25 protein-coding genes and 1 riboswitch are annotated in these 18,029 nt (G+C 71.7%); of the genes, 18 read left to right on the top strand and 7 right to left on the bottom strand.

All coding sequences use genetic code 11. The annotated features are described in order from the left end of the window. The first annotated feature begins 18 nt into the window (after window positions 1-18). Window positions 19-330, top strand: coding sequence for a hypothetical protein (locus IEY99_RS27425; protein WP_189206971.1), 312 nt, complete (start codon window positions 19-21; stop codon window positions 328-330). Window positions 331-885: 555 nt separating this feature from the next. Here the strand turns inward: IEY99_RS27425 and IEY99_RS27420 are convergent. Next, window positions 886-1,548, bottom strand: a complete 663-nt coding sequence (locus IEY99_RS27420) for a response regulator (protein ID WP_189206970.1) — start codon at window positions 1,546-1,548, stop codon at window positions 886-888. Between the two features lie 240 nt (window positions 1,549-1,788). On the opposite strand from IEY99_RS27420, the gene IEY99_RS27415 reads away from it, so the two are divergent. From IEY99_RS27415 to IEY99_RS27395, 5 genes are read left to right on the top strand one after another with little or no spacing between them, the layout of a single operon-like run. Further along, window positions 1,789-2,454: an AfsR/SARP family transcriptional regulator gene (locus IEY99_RS27415; protein ID WP_189206969.1), complete on the top strand. Its 666-nt coding sequence runs from the start codon at window positions 1,789-1,791 to the stop codon at window positions 2,452-2,454. 59 nt (window positions 2,455-2,513) lie between these two features. Then, a complete protein-coding gene (locus IEY99_RS27410; RefSeq protein ID WP_189206968.1) occupies window positions 2,514-3,152 on the top strand; it encodes a class I SAM-dependent methyltransferase in 639 nt (212 codons plus the stop codon). A 34-nt stretch (window positions 3,153-3,186) separates the two neighbouring features. Beyond that, window positions 3,187-3,669 (top strand): MarR family winged helix-turn-helix transcriptional regulator, encoded by a 483-nt coding sequence (locus IEY99_RS27405; RefSeq protein WP_189206967.1) that lies wholly within the window; start codon window positions 3,187-3,189, stop codon window positions 3,667-3,669. After that, window positions 3,666-5,306 carry an MDR family MFS transporter gene (locus tag IEY99_RS27400; protein ID WP_189206966.1) on the top strand — a complete coding sequence of 547 codons (1,641 nt, stop codon included), beginning with the start codon at window positions 3,666-3,668 and terminating at the stop codon, window positions 5,304-5,306. Before IEY99_RS27405 ends, IEY99_RS27400 begins: the two co-directional genes overlap by 4 nt. Before the next feature lie 48 nt (window positions 5,307-5,354). Continuing rightward, entirely contained in the window at window positions 5,355-5,657 is a 303-nt protein-coding gene (locus tag IEY99_RS27395) for an antibiotic biosynthesis monooxygenase family protein (protein ID WP_189206965.1), read from the top strand. A 22-nt stretch (window positions 5,658-5,679) separates the two neighbouring features. On the opposite strand, the gene IEY99_RS27390 is transcribed toward IEY99_RS27395, so the two are convergent. Both IEY99_RS27390 and IEY99_RS27385 read right to left on the bottom strand, forming a co-directional pair. Further along, complete coding sequence (locus tag IEY99_RS27390) at window positions 5,680-6,777, bottom strand: GAF and ANTAR domain-containing protein (RefSeq protein WP_189206964.1); 1,098 nt, start codon at window positions 6,775-6,777, stop codon at window positions 5,680-5,682. 47 nt (window positions 6,778-6,824) lie between these two features. After that, window positions 6,825-7,028 carry a hypothetical protein gene (locus IEY99_RS27385; RefSeq protein ID WP_189206963.1) on the bottom strand — a complete coding sequence of 68 codons (204 nt, stop codon included), beginning with the start codon at window positions 7,026-7,028 and terminating at the stop codon, window positions 6,825-6,827. A 339-nt stretch (window positions 7,029-7,367) separates the two neighbouring features. On the opposite strand from IEY99_RS27385, the gene IEY99_RS27380 reads away from it, so the two are divergent. Both IEY99_RS27380 and IEY99_RS27375 read left to right on the top strand, forming a co-directional pair. Further along, window positions 7,368-7,568 (top strand): hypothetical protein, encoded by a 201-nt coding sequence (locus IEY99_RS27380; protein WP_189206962.1) that lies wholly within the window; start codon window positions 7,368-7,370, stop codon window positions 7,566-7,568. Window positions 7,569-7,576: 8 nt separating this feature from the next. Then, entirely contained in the window at window positions 7,577-7,765 is a 189-nt protein-coding gene (locus tag IEY99_RS27375) for a hypothetical protein (protein WP_189206961.1), read from the top strand. Window positions 7,766-7,853: 88 nt separating this feature from the next. On the opposite strand, the gene IEY99_RS27370 is transcribed toward IEY99_RS27375, so the two are convergent. Beyond that, window positions 7,854-8,444, bottom strand: coding sequence for a DUF1360 domain-containing protein (locus IEY99_RS27370; protein WP_189206960.1), 591 nt, complete (start codon window positions 8,442-8,444; stop codon window positions 7,854-7,856). Between the two features lie 10 nt (window positions 8,445-8,454). Next, window positions 8,455-8,700, bottom strand: coding sequence for a DUF6158 family protein (locus tag IEY99_RS27365; protein ID WP_189206959.1), 246 nt, complete (start codon window positions 8,698-8,700; stop codon window positions 8,455-8,457). 124 nt (window positions 8,701-8,824) lie between these two features. Between IEY99_RS27365 and IEY99_RS27360 the strand changes: the two genes are divergently transcribed. The 3 genes from IEY99_RS27360 to IEY99_RS27350 all read left to right on the top strand — a co-directional run bounded on the left by IEY99_RS27360 (window position 8,825) and on the right by IEY99_RS27350 (window position 10,920). Next, on the top strand, window positions 8,825-9,268 hold the full coding sequence (locus IEY99_RS27360; protein WP_189206958.1) for a hypothetical protein: 444 nt from the start codon (window positions 8,825-8,827) through the stop codon (window positions 9,266-9,268). 11 nt (window positions 9,269-9,279) lie between these two features. After that, window positions 9,280-9,609 (top strand): DUF3817 domain-containing protein, encoded by a 330-nt coding sequence (locus tag IEY99_RS27355; RefSeq protein ID WP_189206957.1) that lies wholly within the window; start codon window positions 9,280-9,282, stop codon window positions 9,607-9,609. A gap of 210 nt (window positions 9,610-9,819) precedes the next feature. Then, window positions 9,820-9,948, top strand: a riboswitch (cyclic di-AMP (ydaO/yuaA leader). A gap of 45 nt (window positions 9,949-9,993) precedes the next feature. Next, entirely contained in the window at window positions 9,994-10,920 is a 927-nt protein-coding gene (locus tag IEY99_RS27350) for a C40 family peptidase (RefSeq protein WP_229799296.1), read from the top strand. A gap of 151 nt (window positions 10,921-11,071) precedes the next feature. On the opposite strand, the gene IEY99_RS27345 is transcribed toward IEY99_RS27350, so the two are convergent. Further along, window positions 11,072-12,073: a sigma-70 family RNA polymerase sigma factor gene (locus IEY99_RS27345; RefSeq protein WP_071809785.1), complete on the bottom strand. Its 1,002-nt coding sequence runs from the start codon at window positions 12,071-12,073 to the stop codon at window positions 11,072-11,074. A 596-nt stretch (window positions 12,074-12,669) separates the two neighbouring features. Between IEY99_RS27345 and IEY99_RS27340 the strand changes: the two genes are divergently transcribed. Continuing rightward, window positions 12,670-13,353, top strand: a complete 684-nt coding sequence (locus IEY99_RS27340; protein WP_189206956.1) for an SDR family NAD(P)-dependent oxidoreductase — start codon at window positions 12,670-12,672, stop codon at window positions 13,351-13,353. Window positions 13,354-13,362: 9 nt separating this feature from the next. Here the strand turns inward: IEY99_RS27340 and IEY99_RS27335 are convergent, their stop codons facing one another. Further along, the gene (locus IEY99_RS27335) at window positions 13,363-14,157 is read right to left on the bottom strand and encodes a dTMP kinase (RefSeq protein WP_189206955.1); all 795 of its coding nucleotides are present in this window, start codon (window positions 14,155-14,157) and stop codon (window positions 13,363-13,365) included. Window positions 14,158-14,340: 183 nt separating this feature from the next. Here IEY99_RS27335 and IEY99_RS27330 point away from each other — a divergent pair, with 183 nt between their 5' ends. The 6 genes from IEY99_RS27330 to IEY99_RS27305 all read left to right on the top strand — a co-directional run bounded on the left by IEY99_RS27330 (window position 14,341) and on the right by IEY99_RS27305 (window position 18,021). Beyond that, window positions 14,341-14,925, top strand: coding sequence for a nucleotidyltransferase family protein (locus IEY99_RS27330; RefSeq protein WP_189206954.1), 585 nt, complete (start codon window positions 14,341-14,343; stop codon window positions 14,923-14,925). Between the two features lies 1 nt (window position 14,926). Then, window positions 14,927-15,181, top strand: coding sequence for a hypothetical protein (locus IEY99_RS27325; RefSeq protein WP_189206953.1), 255 nt, complete (start codon window positions 14,927-14,929; stop codon window positions 15,179-15,181). Continuing rightward, window positions 15,178-15,921: a metallophosphoesterase family protein gene (locus tag IEY99_RS27320; RefSeq protein ID WP_189206952.1), complete on the top strand. Its 744-nt coding sequence runs from the start codon at window positions 15,178-15,180 to the stop codon at window positions 15,919-15,921. Before IEY99_RS27325 ends, IEY99_RS27320 begins: the two co-directional genes overlap by 4 nt. Before the next feature lie 99 nt (window positions 15,922-16,020). Next, complete coding sequence (locus tag IEY99_RS27315) at window positions 16,021-16,167, top strand: GPGG-motif small membrane protein (protein ID WP_170047466.1); 147 nt, start codon at window positions 16,021-16,023, stop codon at window positions 16,165-16,167. Between the two features lie 183 nt (window positions 16,168-16,350). Then, window positions 16,351-17,259, top strand: a complete 909-nt coding sequence (locus IEY99_RS27310; protein ID WP_189206951.1) for an MHYT domain-containing protein — start codon at window positions 16,351-16,353, stop codon at window positions 17,257-17,259. 66 nt (window positions 17,260-17,325) lie between these two features. After that, a complete protein-coding gene (locus IEY99_RS27305) occupies window positions 17,326-18,021 on the top strand; it encodes an HD domain-containing protein (protein ID WP_189206950.1) in 696 nt (231 codons plus the stop codon). Window positions 18,022-18,029 lie beyond the last annotated feature (8 nt).

Raw genomic sequence — 18,029 nt, 5'->3', positions numbered from 1 at the left:
GATTGCGACGTACCCGACATGTCCGCCCAGTGGTGGTCCGGCGCCGGAGGAACCGCCGGCGCGGCATGCGAATGCGGCGCCGCGGCATGCGAGCCCGGGACGGCCTGCGACGAGGAAGCCTGCGAACCCGGCACGGCATGCGAGGACGGCGCGGCATGCGAGGGCGCGGCGTGCGACGACGGCGCGGCGTGCGACGACGGCGCGGCGTGCGACGACGGCGCGGCGTGCGAGGACGCAGTATGCGAGGACGCAGTATGCGACGACGGCGCGGCGTGCGAGGGGGCGGCGTGCGAGGGCGCGGCATGCGACGGCGACCCGGCCCACGAGTGAGGCGAGGGGGCGGACCCCGGAGCGGGTCCGGACGCCGGTGCCGAGACGGGCCCGGACGCGGAAGCCGTAGCCGGCCCGGACGCGGACGAGGTGGACCCGCCCGGACCGCCGGAGGTCGGCCGGCCGTCACGCCAGTGGCCGCTGATCGGCCCGGCGCTCACGCCGAACGACGCCCGTCCGCCCGTGGCCGGCGGCGCCGGACCGAACTCCGGCTCGGGCGCGGGTGGGCGGCCACCCTCCGAGGGCGCGGCGAAAGCGTTCCAGCTCCCGGAGTCGGCCATGTTGTCCTCCCACTCGTCACGGAGCGAGCTGTCCGCCGGCGGTCGCCGGTACGGCAGCGGGTCGGCTCCGGGACCGCGATTCAACGATCTTTTGTCCCTGTTGGCCCAGTCGGCACCGGAGTTGGCCGGCAGGCTGGCCAGCACCGCGGACACATCGGACGAATCGCTGCTCAGACGTTCCACGCGAATCCCTCCCACCCGCGGCGCCTGCTTCCCGGCGCGCTCCGGCGAGTGGTACGGATTCCGCAGCCTCGCGGATGAGTGAGAGAATGAACTACTCTGCGTTATTTCCGTCGGGCCGCAGCAGGCCCCGCCGGGTGGCCACCGCGACCGCCTCAAGCTGGCTGTGCGCGCCGAGTTTGCCCAGCACGGCCTTCACGTAGCCGCGGCAGGTGTGCACGCTGATGCCGAGCCGCCGGGCGATCGCCCGCGGGTCGAGGCCGGAACCCATCAGCACGAGCACCTCGTGCTCACGCGCGGTGAGCCCACCGGCCCGCGGCCCGACGACCGGGGCGGTGCTGCGCAGCAGCCGCGCGAGGATGTCGGTCGATACGGTCATGCCGCCGCCGTGGGCGGTGCGGATGGCGTTCATCACGTCGCCGAGCGGGCCGTTCTTCGACAGGAAGCCCGACGCCCCTGCCGCGGTCGCGCGTCCGACCAGCGCGGACTCGTTGTTCGCGGTCAGTATCACGAAGCGGGTGTCGGGCAGGCGGTGCCGCAGCAGCTCGGCGATGGCGATGCCGTCCGCGTCCGGCAGGTCCGGGTCGAGCAGCACCACGTTGGGGCGCAGCTCCTGGACCATCCGGATGGCCTGTTCACCCGTACGCGCATGACCCAGGTAGTGCAGCTCGGGCTGCCCGGCCAGCGCCACACCGAGCAGCTCGGCGAACGTCTGATGCCCGTCCACCACGAGCACCGTGATCGCCTCGCTCACCATTCACGCCTCCTGATCCGCCAGCGCTGGAAGTCTATGTGTCCGTGTCGCGCAGCCAAGGCGTACCAACAGTCTGACAGCACATCCGAGCCAAGCGGACCGCGGTGCCCGCCCGCCGCGCGGATGGGGACGAGCGGCCGCCAAAACTCGTATCTTCGGCGGAACCCACCCCTCGCTTTCGGGGTTCGGTTCACCGTCGCGGTGGCTTGTCGCACGACCGTCCCCCGTCCAGGGTGATACCCCATGTACGAAATCCAGCTTTTCGGTCGCCTCGAGGTTCGCACCCGGGGAATGCGGCTCTCCGGCGAGGACCTCGGCGGCGCGGAGCCGCGGCAGATCCTGGCCCTGCTCGCGCTGCACGGCGCGCTGCGCAAGGACGAGCTGGCCGACATGCTGTGGGCCGGACGGCCACCGGTCGCCGCGGAGGACACGATGGAGGGTCATCTGTCCCTTTTGCGCCATCGGCTCGATCCGGATGCCGATCCCGAGTCGGTGATCGCCACGTCCGGCGGCGGTTACGCCCTGGTGGCCGAGCAGGTGCGCGTCGACGTCGCCCGCTTCGAGGAGCTGGTGGCCGCCGCGTCCGGGCGTACGGCGAGCCGCGCCCTGCGCCCGCTGACGGCGGCGGCGCACCTCGCCGCCCGCCCGCTGCTGGAGGACGTCGACCAGCCACGATGGGCCGCGGACGCCCGCGAGCGCTACCGCGTGCGGGTGGTGACCGCCCTGCTGGACGCGGCCGGGCACGCCTCGGCGGTCGGCGACCCGCGGACGGCACTGGCCCTGTCGGAGCAGGCGCTCGGCGTCGACGCCGCCTCCGAGCGCGCCCGGACGATCATGGAGAACGCCCGGCGCGCGCTGGGTGAGACGCGCCACGCGGAGGCGCCGGCTCCGGAGAAAATCACCGCATAAGCCCGCACCGTACGGCTGAATGCCGCGCGTCCCCGTGCTGCGGCGCCGAGAATGCCCGGGTGCGTACCGAGCTTCTTCCCGTACCCCTGGCCCCGGAGATCTCCCTGCACCTCGCCGGCGGTGACACGGGGTTGTTCGACGCGACCGGAGGCGAGTTCCGCAGCGACGTCCCGCCGCCGTTCTGGGCCTTCGTGTGGGCGGGCGGCCAGGCCCTCGCCCGGTACATCCTGGATCATCCCGAAACCGTGGCAGGCCGGCGGGTACTGGACGTCGCCGCCGGATCCGGCGTCGCGGCCATCGCGGCCGCCCGGGCGGGCGCGGCCGGCGTCGAGGCGCTGGACCTGGATCCCGCGGCGGCCGGGGCGACCCGGCGCAACGCCGCCGCCAACGGCGTGACGGTCGAGGTCCGGGCCGCGGACGTCGCCGACGCCGGCCCGGCCGACGTCGTGCTGGCCGGGGACGTGTTCTACACCCGCTCGGTCGCCGACCGGATGACCTCCGCCCTGCGCCGGCTCGCCGCTTCGGGGGCGCTGATCCTGGTTGGCGACCCGGGGCGGGGGTACTTCCCCGAGCGGCTGTTCATCCGCAAGGCGGAGTACACCGTGCCGGTGACCGCGGCGCTGGAGGAGACGGAGTCGCTGGTCACGGCCGTCTGGGAGATGCGGAACACAATGCTTTCACCAACCAACAAGTTGTAGGCTGCACACATCTTCATCGGGGGGAGGTGCGGGGATGCGGCAGGACGGCGAGGACGCCACCGCCCGGCTGGCCGACGAAGTTCAGCGGTTCTTCCGCCTGGGCGCGCGGGCCAAGAGCATGCTCGACACCGGAGACCTCGGCGCCGAGTTCTCCGCGCTGATGCTGCTGTTCCCGCTGTGCCGTCAGGGTCCGTTGCGGGTCACCGAGCTCGCCGAGGTCAAGGGCGCCGACCCCTCCACCATCAGCCGGCAGGCGGCGCAGCTGGTCAAGGCCGGCCTGGCGCGCCGGGAGGCGGACCCGGCCGACGGGCGCGCGTCCCGGGTGGCCGTCACCGACGCCGGGCTCAGCGCCTGCCAGCGCCTGCACGAGGCGCGGCACGCTTTGATCAGCGAGACGCTCAGCGGCTGGCCGGCCGAGCGGGTGAGCGCCTTCGCCGGCCTCTTCGAAGAATTCAACAGCTCCGTCGAGGCGCGCCTGCGCAACGACCCAGCCGGATCAGCACGGGAGAGCGCGTGACCAACTCCAGCACCACCGCAGCGGCGGAGTCCGGGCCCGGAGCCGGCACCCAGGGCACCGAACCCACCGGGGAATTCACCCATCGCCAGATCATCACGGTGCTGATCGGCCTGATGATGGGGATGTTCCTGGCGGCGCTCGACCAGACCATCATGGCCACCGCCACCCGGACCATCGCCGACGACCTCGACGGCTTCAACCTGCAGGCCTGGGCGACGACGGCGTTCCTCATCACCTCGACGATCTCCACCCCGCTCTACGGCAAGCTCTCCGACATCTACGGACGGCGGCCGTTCTTCCTGTTCGCGATCGGCGTGTTCATCCTCGGCTCGATCCTGTGCGGGCTGTCGCAGAGCATGTACGAGCTGGCCGCCTTCCGCGCCATCCAGGGCATCGGCGCCGGCGGCCTGATGTCGCTGGCCCTCGCGATCATCGGCGACATCGTCCCGCCCCGCGAGCGCGCGAAGTACCAGGGTTTCTTCCTGGCGGTCTTCGGCACGGCCAGCGTCATCGGCCCGATCCTCGGCGGCTTCTTCGCCGGCGCCGACAAGATCCTCTGGGTCGACGGCTGGCGCTGGGTCTTCTACATCAACGTCCCCATCGGCATCGCGGCGATGATCGTGGTGGCCCGCGTGCTGCACCTGCCGCACCACCGCACCGACCACCGCATCGACTGGCCGGGCGCGGTCGCGCTCATCGTCGGCCTGGTGCCGCTGCTGACCGTCGCCGAGCAGGGACGCGAGTGGGGCTGGGGCTCCACCCGCGCGATCGCCTGCTACGTGATCGGCGCCGTCGGGCTGGTGGCGTTCGTGCTGGCCGAGCGGGCGTACAAGGACGAGGCGCTGCTGCCGCTGCGGCTGTTCGGCAACCGTACGGTCGCCGTGGGCGCGGCCTCCAGCACGATCCTCGGCATGGCGATGTTCGGCGGCCTCATGACCGTCCCGCTGTACCTGCAGATCGTCAAGGGCAGCTCCCCCACCGTCGCCGGCCTGCAGATGATCCCGTTCGTGGTCGGCATCATGGCCGGCTCGATCACCTCGGGCCAGCTCATCGCCCGTACCGGCCGCTACCGGATCTTCCCGATCGTCGGCAGCGTCCTCATGACCGCGGCGCTCGGGTTGTTCGCCCTGATCGGCGCGGACACCCCGCTCTGGAAGACCATGCTGATCATGGTGCTGATGGGGCTGGGCCTCGGCGGCAACATGCAGCCGATGATCACCGCGGTGCAGAACGCGGTGTCGCCGCGGGAGATCGGCGTGGCCACCAGCTCGGTGACGTTCTTCCGGTCGATGGGCGGCACCCTCGGCACCGCCGTCTTCCTGTCCGTGCTCTTCAACGTGCTGCCCACCAAGATCAGGGAGGCGTACACGGAGGCCGGGGTGCCCGCGCCGCAGGGCGGCGGCGCCGACCTGAGCGACACGTCGTTCGTCAGCAAGCTGCCGGAGGCGCTCGCGCATCCGTTCAAGGTCGGCTTCTCCGACGGCATCCAGATCGTCTATCTGCTGGCGCTCGCGGTCATGGTGGTCGGCCTGGTCGTCGTCTTCTTCCTGCCGGAGATCGCGCTGTCGCAGCGCTCGGCACAGCAGCAGCGCGCCGACGACGCGGCCGCCGCCGCGGCCGGCGGAACAGCCCACTGACGACCTCCACGGGGTACGGGCGCAGCACGCGCTCGTACCCTGTGTCGTATGGCAGTGGTGAAAATCAACGCGATCGACGTCCCCGAGGGCGCGGGCCCCGAGCTGGAGAAGCGGTTCGCGGCCCGGCAGGGTGCGGTGGAGCAGGCCGAGGGGTTCCTGGGCTTCGAACTGCTGCGGCCGGTGGCCGGCGAGACCCGGTACTTCGTCTACACCCGCTGGGAGACGGAGGAACACTTCCAGGCGTGGTCCTCCGGCATGGGCCGGGCCGCACACTCCGGTGAGCGGGCCCGCCCGGTGGCCTCCGGGGCCGAGCTGCTCGAGTTCGAGGTCGTCCAGAGCGTTTCCCGCTGACCCGCCGCCGCGTGGCGGCAGGTCAGGCGTCGGCGTTGCGGGCGGCGGCGGCGATCAGGCGCTCCGCGACCTCCTCGCGCGGCAGGCCGAGCCGCTGGGAGGTGTCGCGGAGCACGTCGTAGGCCTCCCGGACGCCGCAGCCGCGCTGGGCGATGATGACGCCGGCGGCGCGGTCGACGGTCGATCCCGCGCACTGCCCCGCCCGGCGGTGGACCTCGCCGACGAGCAGCTCGGCCTGGCCGACCACCGCCATCGCGGTGAGCAGAGCCTCCGGCTCGATCCCGGGCCGCTCGGCGAACAAGGTCACGGCGCCGACGGCCGACCGCCGCAGATCCAGCGGGATCGACGCGACGGCCTGCACGCCCTCGGCCCGCGCCCGCTCGGCCAGTTCGGGCCAGCGCCCGTCCGCGGAGAGGTCGGGGACGACGACGACCGCGCGGGTCCGCGCCGCTTCCAGGCCGGGGCCGTCACCGGTCGCGTACTGGAGGTCGTCGAGGGCGTGCGCCCCGGGATCCGACGCGGCGAAGGTGGGCGGGCCCCCTTCGCCGATCAGTGCCACCGAGCAGCGCAGCGCGCCCGGCACCGCGTTCGCGGTGAAGACGGCCAGCCGGTCGAGCGCCTGCGCGACGTCGTCGGTGCCGAGCAACAGGGCGGACAGCTCGTGCAGCAGCCCGGCCACCTCGACCGGATGCGGCGCCGATCGGCCGTCCCCGGCGGGCAGCGCGGCAACGCCGCCACCGTCGCCGTGGAGCGACGAGGCACGGTCCCCGGCCCCTCGGGTGTCCCTGGCGAAGCTGGCCTCCTGGCGGCCGCGCTGGGCCTTGCGGACCGGCCGCCGCGCGTTGTGGCCGCCGCCCCGCCGGCCGTTGCGCCGCCGGCGCCGCCGCCGGCCGGTGGTGTTGGCGCCCGGTGCGTCGCCGGGAGCCGGCGAGGCCCCGGCACTTCCCGCTCCAGCACGAGCGCCGTCGGAGGCGGGCAGGGCGGCGACGGAGAGGGCCGTCCCGGCGCCGCGCCGGGACCGCCCGCGGAGCCGGCTGGAGTCCGGCGTACCCGCGGCGTTGGCCGGCTTGCCGCGACGCGACGCCGACCGGCGCTCTGTGCTCCGTTCCGGGGCAGACATTTGCCCGATATTGCCATGCTCATCCGTGAACACGAAAGTGGTGTCCACTAACGGGTGCCGTCCGCGGGCGTAACCGTCTGGCCCGACGCGCGATGTTCCAGGAATGTGCTCGGCGCGGCGCCCTGGTCCGCCTCGCGCTCGTCCGACTCGGCGAGAATCGCCTCGGCCTGCGCCCCCGGGTCGGCACTGCCGGCGGCCTGCTCCTCCGGCAGCAGGTCGACCGCCCGCCGCCGCACGCGATCATCACTCATATCCGCCGGGTACCCGCGATCGGCGACCTCGAAAACTCGGCGATCCCGGCTCGGACGCCAGGCGAGACGACGCCGCCCCCGGCCGGTGGGCCGGGGGCGGCGTGACGAGGATGCCGGTGTGCAGGTCGCCTCGCGGCGAGTGGCTCAACGCGGCTCCAGCCGAACGGTATTCCGCGAAGGCTAAGGGTGAGGCCCGGGGACACTGGGCACACCGGCATCTGCCCTCAACCGTCGGCAGTCGCCCGCGATTCCGCGAGTCATTGTGACCTGTACCACAGAACTCCGGCCGTACGCGTCGCGCCGCCGTTTGCACGCCCACGGCCCGGGTAGTCGACTGCCGTGAGCGACGACCTGCAGATTCTGGACGACTATCTCGACGAGGCCTACTCCGGCCAGGAACGGCTCAGCAGCGCCGACCTCCAGCGCGGCGCCGTGGCCGGGAACCTTCCCGCGGCGGCCCTCACCCGCATCGACGCACTGCCCGAGGGCGAGTACGCCCAGGACGAGGCCGCCGAGGCCTTGCGCAACCTCGACGTCTAGGGAGCGACATGACCCAGCAGCAGAACGAACGCCTGCCCGCCCTGGGTGACGACGACGGCACCCCCGACGGGGCGAGCGACTTCGCCGGGGAGCACGACACGACGGCCGTGGAGCCCGGCATCGTCGAGGACCGCGACCCGGGCGAGCAGGAGAGCCCGCGCGGCTGGTCGGGGATGGAGCAGGACGGCCCGCCCTGAGGCCGTCCCGGTCGCCTGGTCGAGCAGCCCGAGGCCTGTGCGGCCTCGGGCTTTCGCGGCCGGACGGCCTGTCCCGCGCGGGGCTCGGTCAGGCCCGCGCGGTCACCCGGCCGCCCGCCGGCTGCCCGAGCCGCTCCTCGTCCGCACTCTCCGCCGGGCCGCCCTCCGCGGCCTCCTTGGCGAGCGAGTACGCCATCTGCAGGAAGTCCGAGGCCGCCGTCGCCGTGAACACGGTGGCCGCCAGCCGGGTGAACCGCGGAACGAACACCAGGCCGCTGGTCAGCCCGGTGGCCACCCACACCGCCAGGCAGAAGGGGCAGCTGATCAGTTCGCCGATCGAGTGGCGCACGGGGCTGCCCTGGTCGCGTACCTCCTCGTTCACCTCCGCGCTGCCGCCGGGCTCGGCGTAGCGGGTGAAGGGTGCCCGCAGGGGGCTGGTGACCGCATCCTTGGCGATCAGGCGGCTCAGCTTGTGGGTCGCGATCGAGATCAGCACCACGTCCGCGAGGGCCGGGCGCTCCGGCACGGTCCGGCCGGTGATCTTCGCGGCGACGCCCAGACTGCCCGCGAGCACCCCGAAGGCGGTCATCGTGGCCGCGTATCCGTCCAGGGGCCGGTGCTCGTGCGGGGCGTACTGCCGGCGCAGCCGGTCGAGCCGGGCGCGTACCGAGGGAGTCATGCGGTTCCTCTCAGAAGTCCTGGGTGAGCCGGTGCGGGTCGACCTCGCGCCCGGGGTGGCGGGCCAGGTACTCGGTCTCCAGCTCCGCCGTACGCCGCAGGTGGTTGGCGAGCGCCGCGTCGGGGCCGTGCCGCAGCGTCGCGAGCCGCGTCCGGTGCAGGCTGCCCAGCTCGCGGATCAGGTCGTCGTCGGCGAGACCCGACGGGTCGATGCCCTGCTCGGTACCGACGCGGTCGCCGACCTCGGAGTCGCTCATGATCTCTTCCTCTCTCGTGCTTCCCGCAACGGTTGCCCGAGCGGCCTGGGGTCAAACCCCGCCCGCACACCGGCCCCCGGCGGCACCGGCTCGGCGCGGACAGGCCTGCCGGTACGCTCGACGCATGAGAGCGCTGTGGACCCCGGCGTGGATCGCCCGCCACGTGGTCGCCCTCGTGCTCATCGCCGGCTTCCTGGGCCTGGGCTGGTGGCAGTTCAGCCGGGCCACCGGCGGCAACACCCTCAGCTGGGGCTACACCTTCGAATGGCCGGTCTTCGCGGCCTTCGTCGCTTTCCTGTGGTTCCGCGAGGTGCAGCAGGAGCTCAAGGCCCACCGCCGGCAGGCCGGGAAGCCCGCGGAAGAGCCGGACGTCCCGAGCCCGGCCGGCCCGGCCGCGGACACGCCGGTGACGGTGCGCCGGCCGGTGCGCGCCGCCGTGAACCGGCCGGCGGCTCAGGCCGGCAGCGACCCGGAGCTGGACGCCTACAACGACTATCTCGCCTGGCTCAACGCCCACCCCGGGGCGCGGCCGGGCGACTACCCCGGACGCAAGAGCGGCATCAAGTAAGGACGTGGATCGTGCAGGGAGCCCTCACCCGCTACCGGATCATCGCCTGGATCGTCGGCGTGGTCCTCGTCGTGCTCGTGCTGGTGGGCATGCCGCTGAAGTACGCCGGTGACGACCCCACCGTGGTCGCCACCGTGGGACCGTTCCACGGCTTCCTCTACATGCTCTACCTGGTGGCCACCTTCGACCTGAGCCGCCGTGCGGGCTGGCCGCTCGGCCGGATGCTGCTCGTCATGCTCGCGGGCACGGTGCCGCTGCTGTCGTTCTGGGCGGAGCACGTCGTCACTCGCAAGTGGGCCGTACGGCCGATGGCCCCGGCGGCCGCGCTGGCGGAGAAATAGAGAAAGTAACCCTGCGAATCGAGCGCATCGCGGTCGGTTATCGGGATCATTCGGATCATTGTGATTATCGGCGCAAGTCACTCTTCCGGCTCTTGTGTTAATCGCGATCGCCGATAAGTTGATGCGGTTGGTCCGGTCCGCAGCCACACCGGTGGCGCCGGCCGACGCCGCCGAGTCTCGACGGCGGAAACGGAGACCCCCTCCCCCGGGGCTCCGCAACCGCCTCGACGATCCGGGGAACCACCGAAGTAGCACCTGGGGTGAATCCGCGTTCCGCGGTAGGGCCTTCTTCCCGCCCGAATCCGTCAGCTAACCCGGTAGGCGGCACAGCGGAAGAAAGGCCACGTACCGTTGCCACACGCCCGCACGAGGCTACGCACCCTGGTGGTCGCCGCCCTGGCGATCGTGATCTCCAGCTCTGTCGCCCCGGCCGCGCACGCGGCACCCTCCACCACGGAGCTGACGAAGAAGATCGAGAAGGCGTCCCACCAGCTCGAGGACGTCGTCGAGTCGTACAACAAGATGCGGCTCAGCCTGAACAAGACGAAGGCCGACGAGAAGAAGCTCGCCGCATCGCTCGCGCCCGCCAAGGCGGCGCTCGAGGCGGCCGGCTCGCAGATGCAGGTCATCGCGGCTTCGGCGTACAAGACCGGCCGGGTCGGCACCATGAACGTCGTGCTCGACGGCACCGACAGCCTGATGGACCGCATGTCCATTCTGGAGCAGCTGTCCCGCAGCCGGCAGCGCGACATCGACACCTACACGACGACGACGCAGACCTTCTCCCAGCGTCAGGCCGCCCTCAAGGCCACCCAGGACAAGCAGGCGGCCGAGGTCAAGGAGCTCGCCGCCCGCAAGAAGAAGATCGAGGGCGACCTCAAGGAGCTGTACGCCATGCGCACCGCGGCGTACGGCCGGGCGACCGAGAGCGGCTCGGCCTACACCGGCGACATTCCCGACATCTCGGGCGACGCCGGCGCTGCCGTGACGTTCGCGTACAACCAGATCGGCAAGCCGTACTCGTTCGGTGCCGCCGGTCCGGGCGCCTTCGACTGCTCGGGCCTGACCTCCTCGGCCTGGCGCGCGGCGGGCAAGAGCCTGTCCCACAACGCCGCGGCACAGTTCAGCGAGACCAGCCGGATCGACCGGTCCGAGCTCGAGCCCGGCGACCTGGTGTTCTACCGCGCCCTCGCGCACGTCGGCATCTACGTCGGCGGCGGACAGATCATCCACGCCTCGGTGCCCGGTGAGCCGATCAGCAAGGTGTCGATCGACATCATGCCGCCGTACGGATACGGCCGCGTGAGATGACCACGCCGCAATAACGCACGACCGCGGAAGGCCGGTGCTCCCCGAGGGGACACCGGCCTTTCGTCTGCCGTGGGAAGCGGCGAAGGCCGGTGCCCCCTGCGGGACACCGGCCTTCGTCCGTCGGACGGGGAGGTGGGCTGCGGTCGCAGGCTCAGGCGGCCTGCAGACCCTCGGCGCGGGCCAGCTCACGCAGCCGGCCCAGGGCCTGGATCTCGAGCTGACGGATCCGCTCCCGCGACAGCGAGAAGCGCGACGCCACCTCGGTCAGCGAGTGCTCCCGCCCGTCCTCGAGGCCGTAGCGGGCGCGCATGATGCCCGCCGACCGGTCGTCGAGGTGGTTGAGCAGGCCCTCGATGCGCTGGCGCTCGAGCGCCGTGAGCACGATCTCCTCCGGCGACGGCGCGTCGCTGTCGGCGACCAGGTCGCCGAGGTTCGTGTCGCCGTCGTCGCCCACCGGGGTGTCCAGGGACACGGTGTCCTGGGCCCAGCGGGTCAGCTCGGTGACGCGCTCGACCGTCACGCCCAGCGCCGCGGCGACCTGCGCCGGCTCCGGGTCGGCGCCGAGCTCGCGGACGAGCTGGCGGGTGACGTTGCGCATCCGGTTGACATCCTCGACGAGGTGCACGGGCAGGCGCACGGTGCGCTCCTGCTGCGCGATCGCCCGGCTGATCGCCTGGCGGATCCACCACGTCGCGTACGTCGAGAACTTGTAGCCGCGCTCGTAGTCGAACTTCTCCACGGCGCGGACCAGGCCGGTGTTGCCCTCCTGGATCAGGTCGAGCATCGGCATGCCCGAGCGCACGTACCGGCGTGCGATCGAGACCACCAGTCGCAGGTTGGCCCGGATGAACAGGTCCTTGGCCCGCTCGCCCTCGACGACCAGGCGCTCCAGCTCCTCCCGGCTCACGCCGCGACGGACGTCACCGCTGTCGAGCAGGTGCTCGGCATAGAGGCCGGCCTCGATTGCCTTGGAGAGGTCGACCTCCCTGGCGGCATCCAGAAGCGGCGTCCGGGAGATCTCGTGCAGGTAGACGCCGACGAGGTCGCGCTCCTCGGCGACTTCGTCCGTCCGCATCACGGTGTTCTTCTCCACGTTGCCCACGGTCCCCTCATTGCCTTCACTAACCCTGTTACGGGCAATTCCTGCGTCCATCAGCCCTCCCCGTAACGTCCGCAGTTCGTGCATTGCGGTGCTGACACCTACACAACAAGTGGCGCCCTGCACTGATTCCGGCTGGTGGGTCGAAAGTGACACGAATGCCTGAGCGTCACCTGAGAGCTGCGTGGATACTTACTGAAGAGCGCTCCCAGGGAAGGCATTCGGAGTCGCGTCCGGCGCGGGTTGCGCGCAACGCCGCGTACCCTTCGCCCCATACATGACACCATCAGCCCCTCATCCGTCACAGCGACGGGCGTCACGGATTGCTTTGCGACGCTCATCACTACCCAGTACGGCTCGGTAGCCAGTTGGGTTCACGTCCAGCATCGACAGGTTGCCGCCAAGCTTGATGCAAACGCCATGGCGAAGATCCCGGCACCGCTCGGGGCCGGGGAACCCCTGACACCATGCGGCACATCCCGCCGCAGATCACTAGCCCGTCCGGGTGACCCCCGCCCGGGCGACCATCGGGTTCTCTCGTCGTTTCCGCCAACCGGGCTGACTACACGGACAGTGATGGAGAACACAGCCCCGACAAGGGTGGCGCGGGGCCGGCGCGCGCCGTCGCCGCCCCGGCTACGGTGACGCCCATGGAGCGCAGCGTGGTGGTGACGGGTGGGGCCGGCGGGCTCGGCGGCGCGGTCGCGGAGACCCTGCGCGACGCGGGATGGCGCGTCGTGGCGCCCGTACGGGCCGGAGCGACGGGACGGCTGCCCGCGGGCGTGACGGGCGTCGAGGCCGACCTCACGGTGCCCGACGACGCCGCCGGGGCCGTCGCGGTCGCCGCCGGCGAGCCGGGCGCACCTCTGACGGCCGTGGTCAACCTGGTGGGCGGCTTCGCGATGGGCGCCCGGGTGCACGAGACCCCGGTGGAGGACTTCGAGGCGATGCTGCGGCTCAACCTGCGGCCCACGTACCTGGTGACGGCGGCGGCGCTGCCGCACCTGGTGGCGGCCGGCGGGGGCTCCGTGGTGTGTGTCTCGTCACGTGCCGCCGTCGCACCGTTTCCCGGAGCGGCCGGATACGTCACCGCCAAGGCGGCGGTGCTCGCGTTCGCCAACGCCGTCGCGGTGGAGTACCGCAAGGACGGGGTACGGGCGAACACCGTGCTGCCCAGCGTGATCGACACCCCGCTCAACCGCCGGCAGCAGCCGGACGCCGACCACACCCGCTGGGTCATCCCCGCGGAGATCGCCCGGGTGATCGCCTTCCTCGCCGGCGACGAGTCCGCACCGACCAGCGGCGCGACCATCCCCGTCTACGGCAAGGCCTAGCGACGCCGCCTAGAAGACCTCGGCGAGCTGCAGGGTGAGGGCGGCCACCGCCGCGGTCAGCGCCGCGGCTCCCACGAGCACGGCGCGAGTGTGCGAGGCCGGCGGCGGGCCGGACGCGACCGGCGCATCCCGGCGGGCGAGCGGGTCGGGGACGCGGAGGTGGGCCAGCAGGGCGGCCTGGACCTGCTCCGGTGTGCCGTTCGCGTCGATCACCACGAAGTCGCCGTACTCCGGCAGCGACCGGTAGGCCGCGGACGCCGCCCGCAGGTAGGACATCTCCTCGTGGTCGTATCCGCGGCGCTCGATGCGGTCGTAGGCGACCGCCGGATCGACCGCCAGCAGGAAGGTGACGTCGGGACGCGGGAAGATCCGGTAGGCGAGCCGCGCCCGCCGCTCGGCCCGGTTGAGCCGCTCGGGGCGCGGGGTCTTGGCGTGGGCGCGGATGCTGGCGTACTGGCACACGGCATAGCGGTCCATGACGGCGACCTCGCCGGTGAGGCGCCGGCGCAGCAGGGTACGCAGGATGGCCAGCCAGCGCAGCACCGACTCGACCACCAGCATGGCCTTGCGGCCCAGCAGATGGTCGCCGTCGCGCCGGCCCAGCGCGGCGGCGAGCCGGCCGAACCAGCGCCGGCCGCCGGCGTTGCGGCGGTAGCTCGCCGGCAGCCCATGGGCCGCCAGCGCGGCCGCGAGCAGGTGCGCCTGGGTCGTCTTTCCGGAGCCGTCGATACCGACCAGGGCGATGGTGCGGGGACGCTGGACGGAGGCGGCGGACGCTGGCACGAGGGCTGGGCCGGGGACCATACCCACCGAGGGTAGCCCCGGGTGTCACGGACGGTTCCTCGGCGACGGGGCGCTCCGGACGTACAAAATGGGTCCTAGTAGTTGAATTTGACCTTGACCAGCGGGTGCCCCGCGTTACGAACGAGGCCGTGAGGGGTAGTCGTTCCGTCTGGAAACGGACATCAATCGACACAGGGAGACGCCATGCCGTATCGGGTGGACGAGGGCCTGGTGAACACGCTCAAACGGGTGGCCTCCGTGCTCAAGCAGGCCGAGATCCCGTTCGCCCTCGGTGGCAGCTTCGCCGTGTACGCCCACGGCGGGCACTCCAGCGATCACGACGTCGATTTCCTCATCCGTGAACAGGACAAGGAACGCGCCCTCGCCGAGTTGTCCGCGGTCGGCTTCGAGGTGGCGCAGCCGCCGGAGGACTGGCTGGTCAAGGTCTACGACGAGGGCCGGATGGTGGACCTGATCTACCGCCCGGTCGAGTCGCCGGTGACCGACGCCACCCTGCGAGACACGGTGATGCGCCCGGTCGAGGCGATCAGCATGCCCGTGCTGTCGGCGACCCAGCTGATGGTGCACAAACTGCTCAGTTACACCCAGCACTACTGCGATTTCGCCACCGGCCTGCCCGTGGCCCGCTCGCTGCGCGAGCAGATCGACTGGGACCGGGTACGGCAGGACACCCAGAAGTCGCCGTACGCGGAGGCGTTCCTGGTGCTGCTGGACCGCCTCGAGGTGGTACCGGAGCCGGGTAGTGCCCAGCTGACCGTGGGGGGATGAGATGACAACACACATCGACGAGTACACGGAGGCGGAGATCCAGCGCCTCCTGACCGAGACCGGCGCGGTCTGCGAGCAGGGCATCACCCTGCAGCGCCGGGAACACCTGCTCGTGCTCGGCGGCGATGTCGAGAGCACCGAGCGCCGCGACGAGATCTGCCGGCAGATCTCGACGCACTTCCCGGACGTCGAGATCGCCTGTGACATCGGCATCGTGCGCGCCGCGGCGCCCACCGAGGTGGAGGAGATTTCATGATCCGGATCGCCGCAGTGGGCGACGTCCACGTGGACAAGGATGTGCTCGGCCGCTACCGGCCCGCGCTGGACCGCCTGCCGGAGGTCGCCGACGCGCTGCTGATCGCGGGCGACCTCACCCGCCACGGCACGGTCGAGGAGGCGAGGTGCATGGCGACCGAGTTCGGCGGGCTGGCCGTGCCGGTCGTCGTCGTCCTCGGCAACCACGACCACCAGAGCGACCAGGAGGCCGAGGTCACCCGGGTGCTCACCGACGCCGGGATCACGGTGTTGGAGGGCGACGGCACGGTGCTCGAGCTCAACGGCCACCGGCTGGGCATCGCCGGCGCCAAGGGCTTCGGCGGCGGGTTCGCCGGGGCATGCGCCAGCGCGTTCGGCGAGCGGGAGATGAAGGACTTCGTCGGCACCACCGAGGCGATCGCGGAGAAGCTCGGGGCAGCCCTGCGCGGGCTGGAGTGCGACGCCCTGGTGGCGCTCACGCACTACTCCCCCGTGCCCGAGACGCTGGTGGGCGAGCCGCTGGAGATCTATCCGTTCCTGGGGTCGTACCTGCTGGGGCAGGCGATCGACTCGGCGCCGACCGCGCTGGCCCTGCACGGGCACGCGCACCACGGCTCGGAGCGGGGGCGGACGCCCGGCGGGGTGCCCGTCCGCAACGTCGCCCACGCGGTCATCAAGCAGGCCTACAACGTCTACCAGCTGCTGTCGGAGAATGTGGACGCCGATCTCGTGCCCGCCTGATCCCGATTTGCTCCGGAGGCCCCACCCCTCGAAGGGACGGGGCCTCCGTCGTGTGTAGACCCGTGTTTTCAATTTCTGCCACTCGGGTATCAGCAGGTCATGGAACTTTTGCTCTGGATTCTCGCAGTCGTACTCGTGGTCGCCGGCGTCCTCGCGCTGTTCCGGCGGCAGATCCTCTGGGGCGTCGTGCTGATCGTCGTCGGCCTGCTCGTGGGCCCCGGCGGTGTGAGCATCTTCAGCAGTTAGGCCCCCCGAACCCGAACCCCCGACCCGCACCGGGGTCGCCGTAGCGCTGTCTCTCGCAGGCAGCTCTACGGTGGCCCCGGTTCACTATGTAGTGACACGCACACGAAGTGCGATGTCGTAGATCGGACTCATGGCTGAATCCACAGCGAATCGATCCCCCCGATCCTCGCGAGGTGTCCGGCTGTGGCCGAGGTACATCACTTCACCTATGGTGCGTTCAACCCGATCGCCGCTTTCCTCGTGGCGATGCTCGGGTCCTTCCTGGGCCTGCTCTCCACCGGCCGGGCCCGCTCCGCGCGGACCCGCGGCCGGCGCAGCCGATGGCTCATCATCGCGGCGTTCTCCATCGGCGGCGCCGCCATCTGGCTCATGCACTTCACCGCGATGCTCGGCTTCGAGGTCCCGCAGAGCCCGGTCCGCTACAGCCCCGAGCTGACCATGCTCAGCCTCGGCCTGGCGGTCCTCGCGGTCGGCTTCGGCCTGATGGTGGTCGGGCACGGCCGGCGCAGCCTGCCGCGGGTCGTCATGGCGGGGACGCTCACCGGCGCGGGCGTGCTGGCGATGCACTACACCGGCATGGCCGGCATGCACGTCTCCGGCACGATCCACTATGACCTTCCCATGGTCGTCGCCTCCGCCATCATCGCGGTGGTCGCGTCCACCACCGCCCTGTGGTTCACCGTCTCCGTCAAGGGATGGGCGCCGATGCTCGGCGCCGCGGGGATCATGGCCATCGCCGTCTGCGGCATGCACTACACCGGCATGGCCGCCATGGACGTGGAGCTCGCCGAGGTGACCGGCCAGGCGACCGGCATCCGGCCGCTGCTCATGATCGTGCCGATCACCCTGATCAGCGCCGCGACCATCCTCGGGGTGGCGCTCAGCGCCCTGCAGGCCATGACCGAGGAGGAGTTCACCGACGGCGCCGGCATCCCGCGGCGCGGCGTGCACGCCGAGAACCACCACCCGTGGTCGCTCAAGCAGGCGTCGCTGTCGGCCGTGCGGCGTACGCCGGGGAGCCGGCCGTCGCCGCGTCCCGTACCCCCGCGCCCGGCGGCCGCGGAAGAGCCGCTGATCGACGTTCCTTCCTGAGCCGGACCCCACGGGATGGCCGCGTCCGGTATACCTGTTCGGGTGGCGCCAAGGATGCTGCTGTCGATGCCGCTACACGCGATCACCGAGGTGTACGGCGAGGCCGGCCTGCGGGACCGCTTCCACCTCGAGATCGCGCGGCTCCCGGACGGTGACCGGCGGCAGCTCGAGGACGCGCTGGCGCTCGCGTCCCGGCTGCACGCCCACGACCGGCGGGTCCGGGAGCCCTATCTGAACCATCTGCTGCGGGTCGCCATCCGCATCGTGGGCTACTACCGCATCCGGGACGTCGACGTGCTGACCGCGGCGCTGCTGCACGACGCGGTCGAGGACCATCCCGCCGAGCTGGCCGAGCTGCCCGCCGACCTGAGCCATCGGGAACTGACCGACTCGGCGGTCGCCGCGCTGGCCAAACGCTACAACCCGCGGGTGGCCGAGCTGGTCCGCTCGGTCACCAACCCGGAGTACGACCCGCACCGCGACCGCCACGAGCAGTACCGCACGCACGTGGCGGCCAGCCTGGAACGGGATCCGTGGGCCCGGATCATCAAGGTCAGCGACTTCACCGACAACGGGCTGGGGGTGATCCACACGACGGACGACAAGGCGCGCAGCTCGGCGATGAAGTACCGGCCGCTGGTGCCCAAGCTGCGCGAGCTCGTCGCACGCGCGGACACCCCGCTGTCGCGCGCCGCCAAGGACCACATCCTCGACCAGCTCGACCTCGCGGAGCAGCGGTTCGCCGCCATCCTGGACGGATAGCCTGGTGG

This window comes from Couchioplanes azureus, from assembly GCF_014648355.1.
Lineage (GTDB): Bacteria > Actinomycetota > Actinomycetes > Mycobacteriales > Micromonosporaceae > Actinoplanes > Actinoplanes azureus.
Note: the sequence above shows the minus strand (reverse complement) of the source record. Positions and strands in the feature narration are given on the sequence as shown.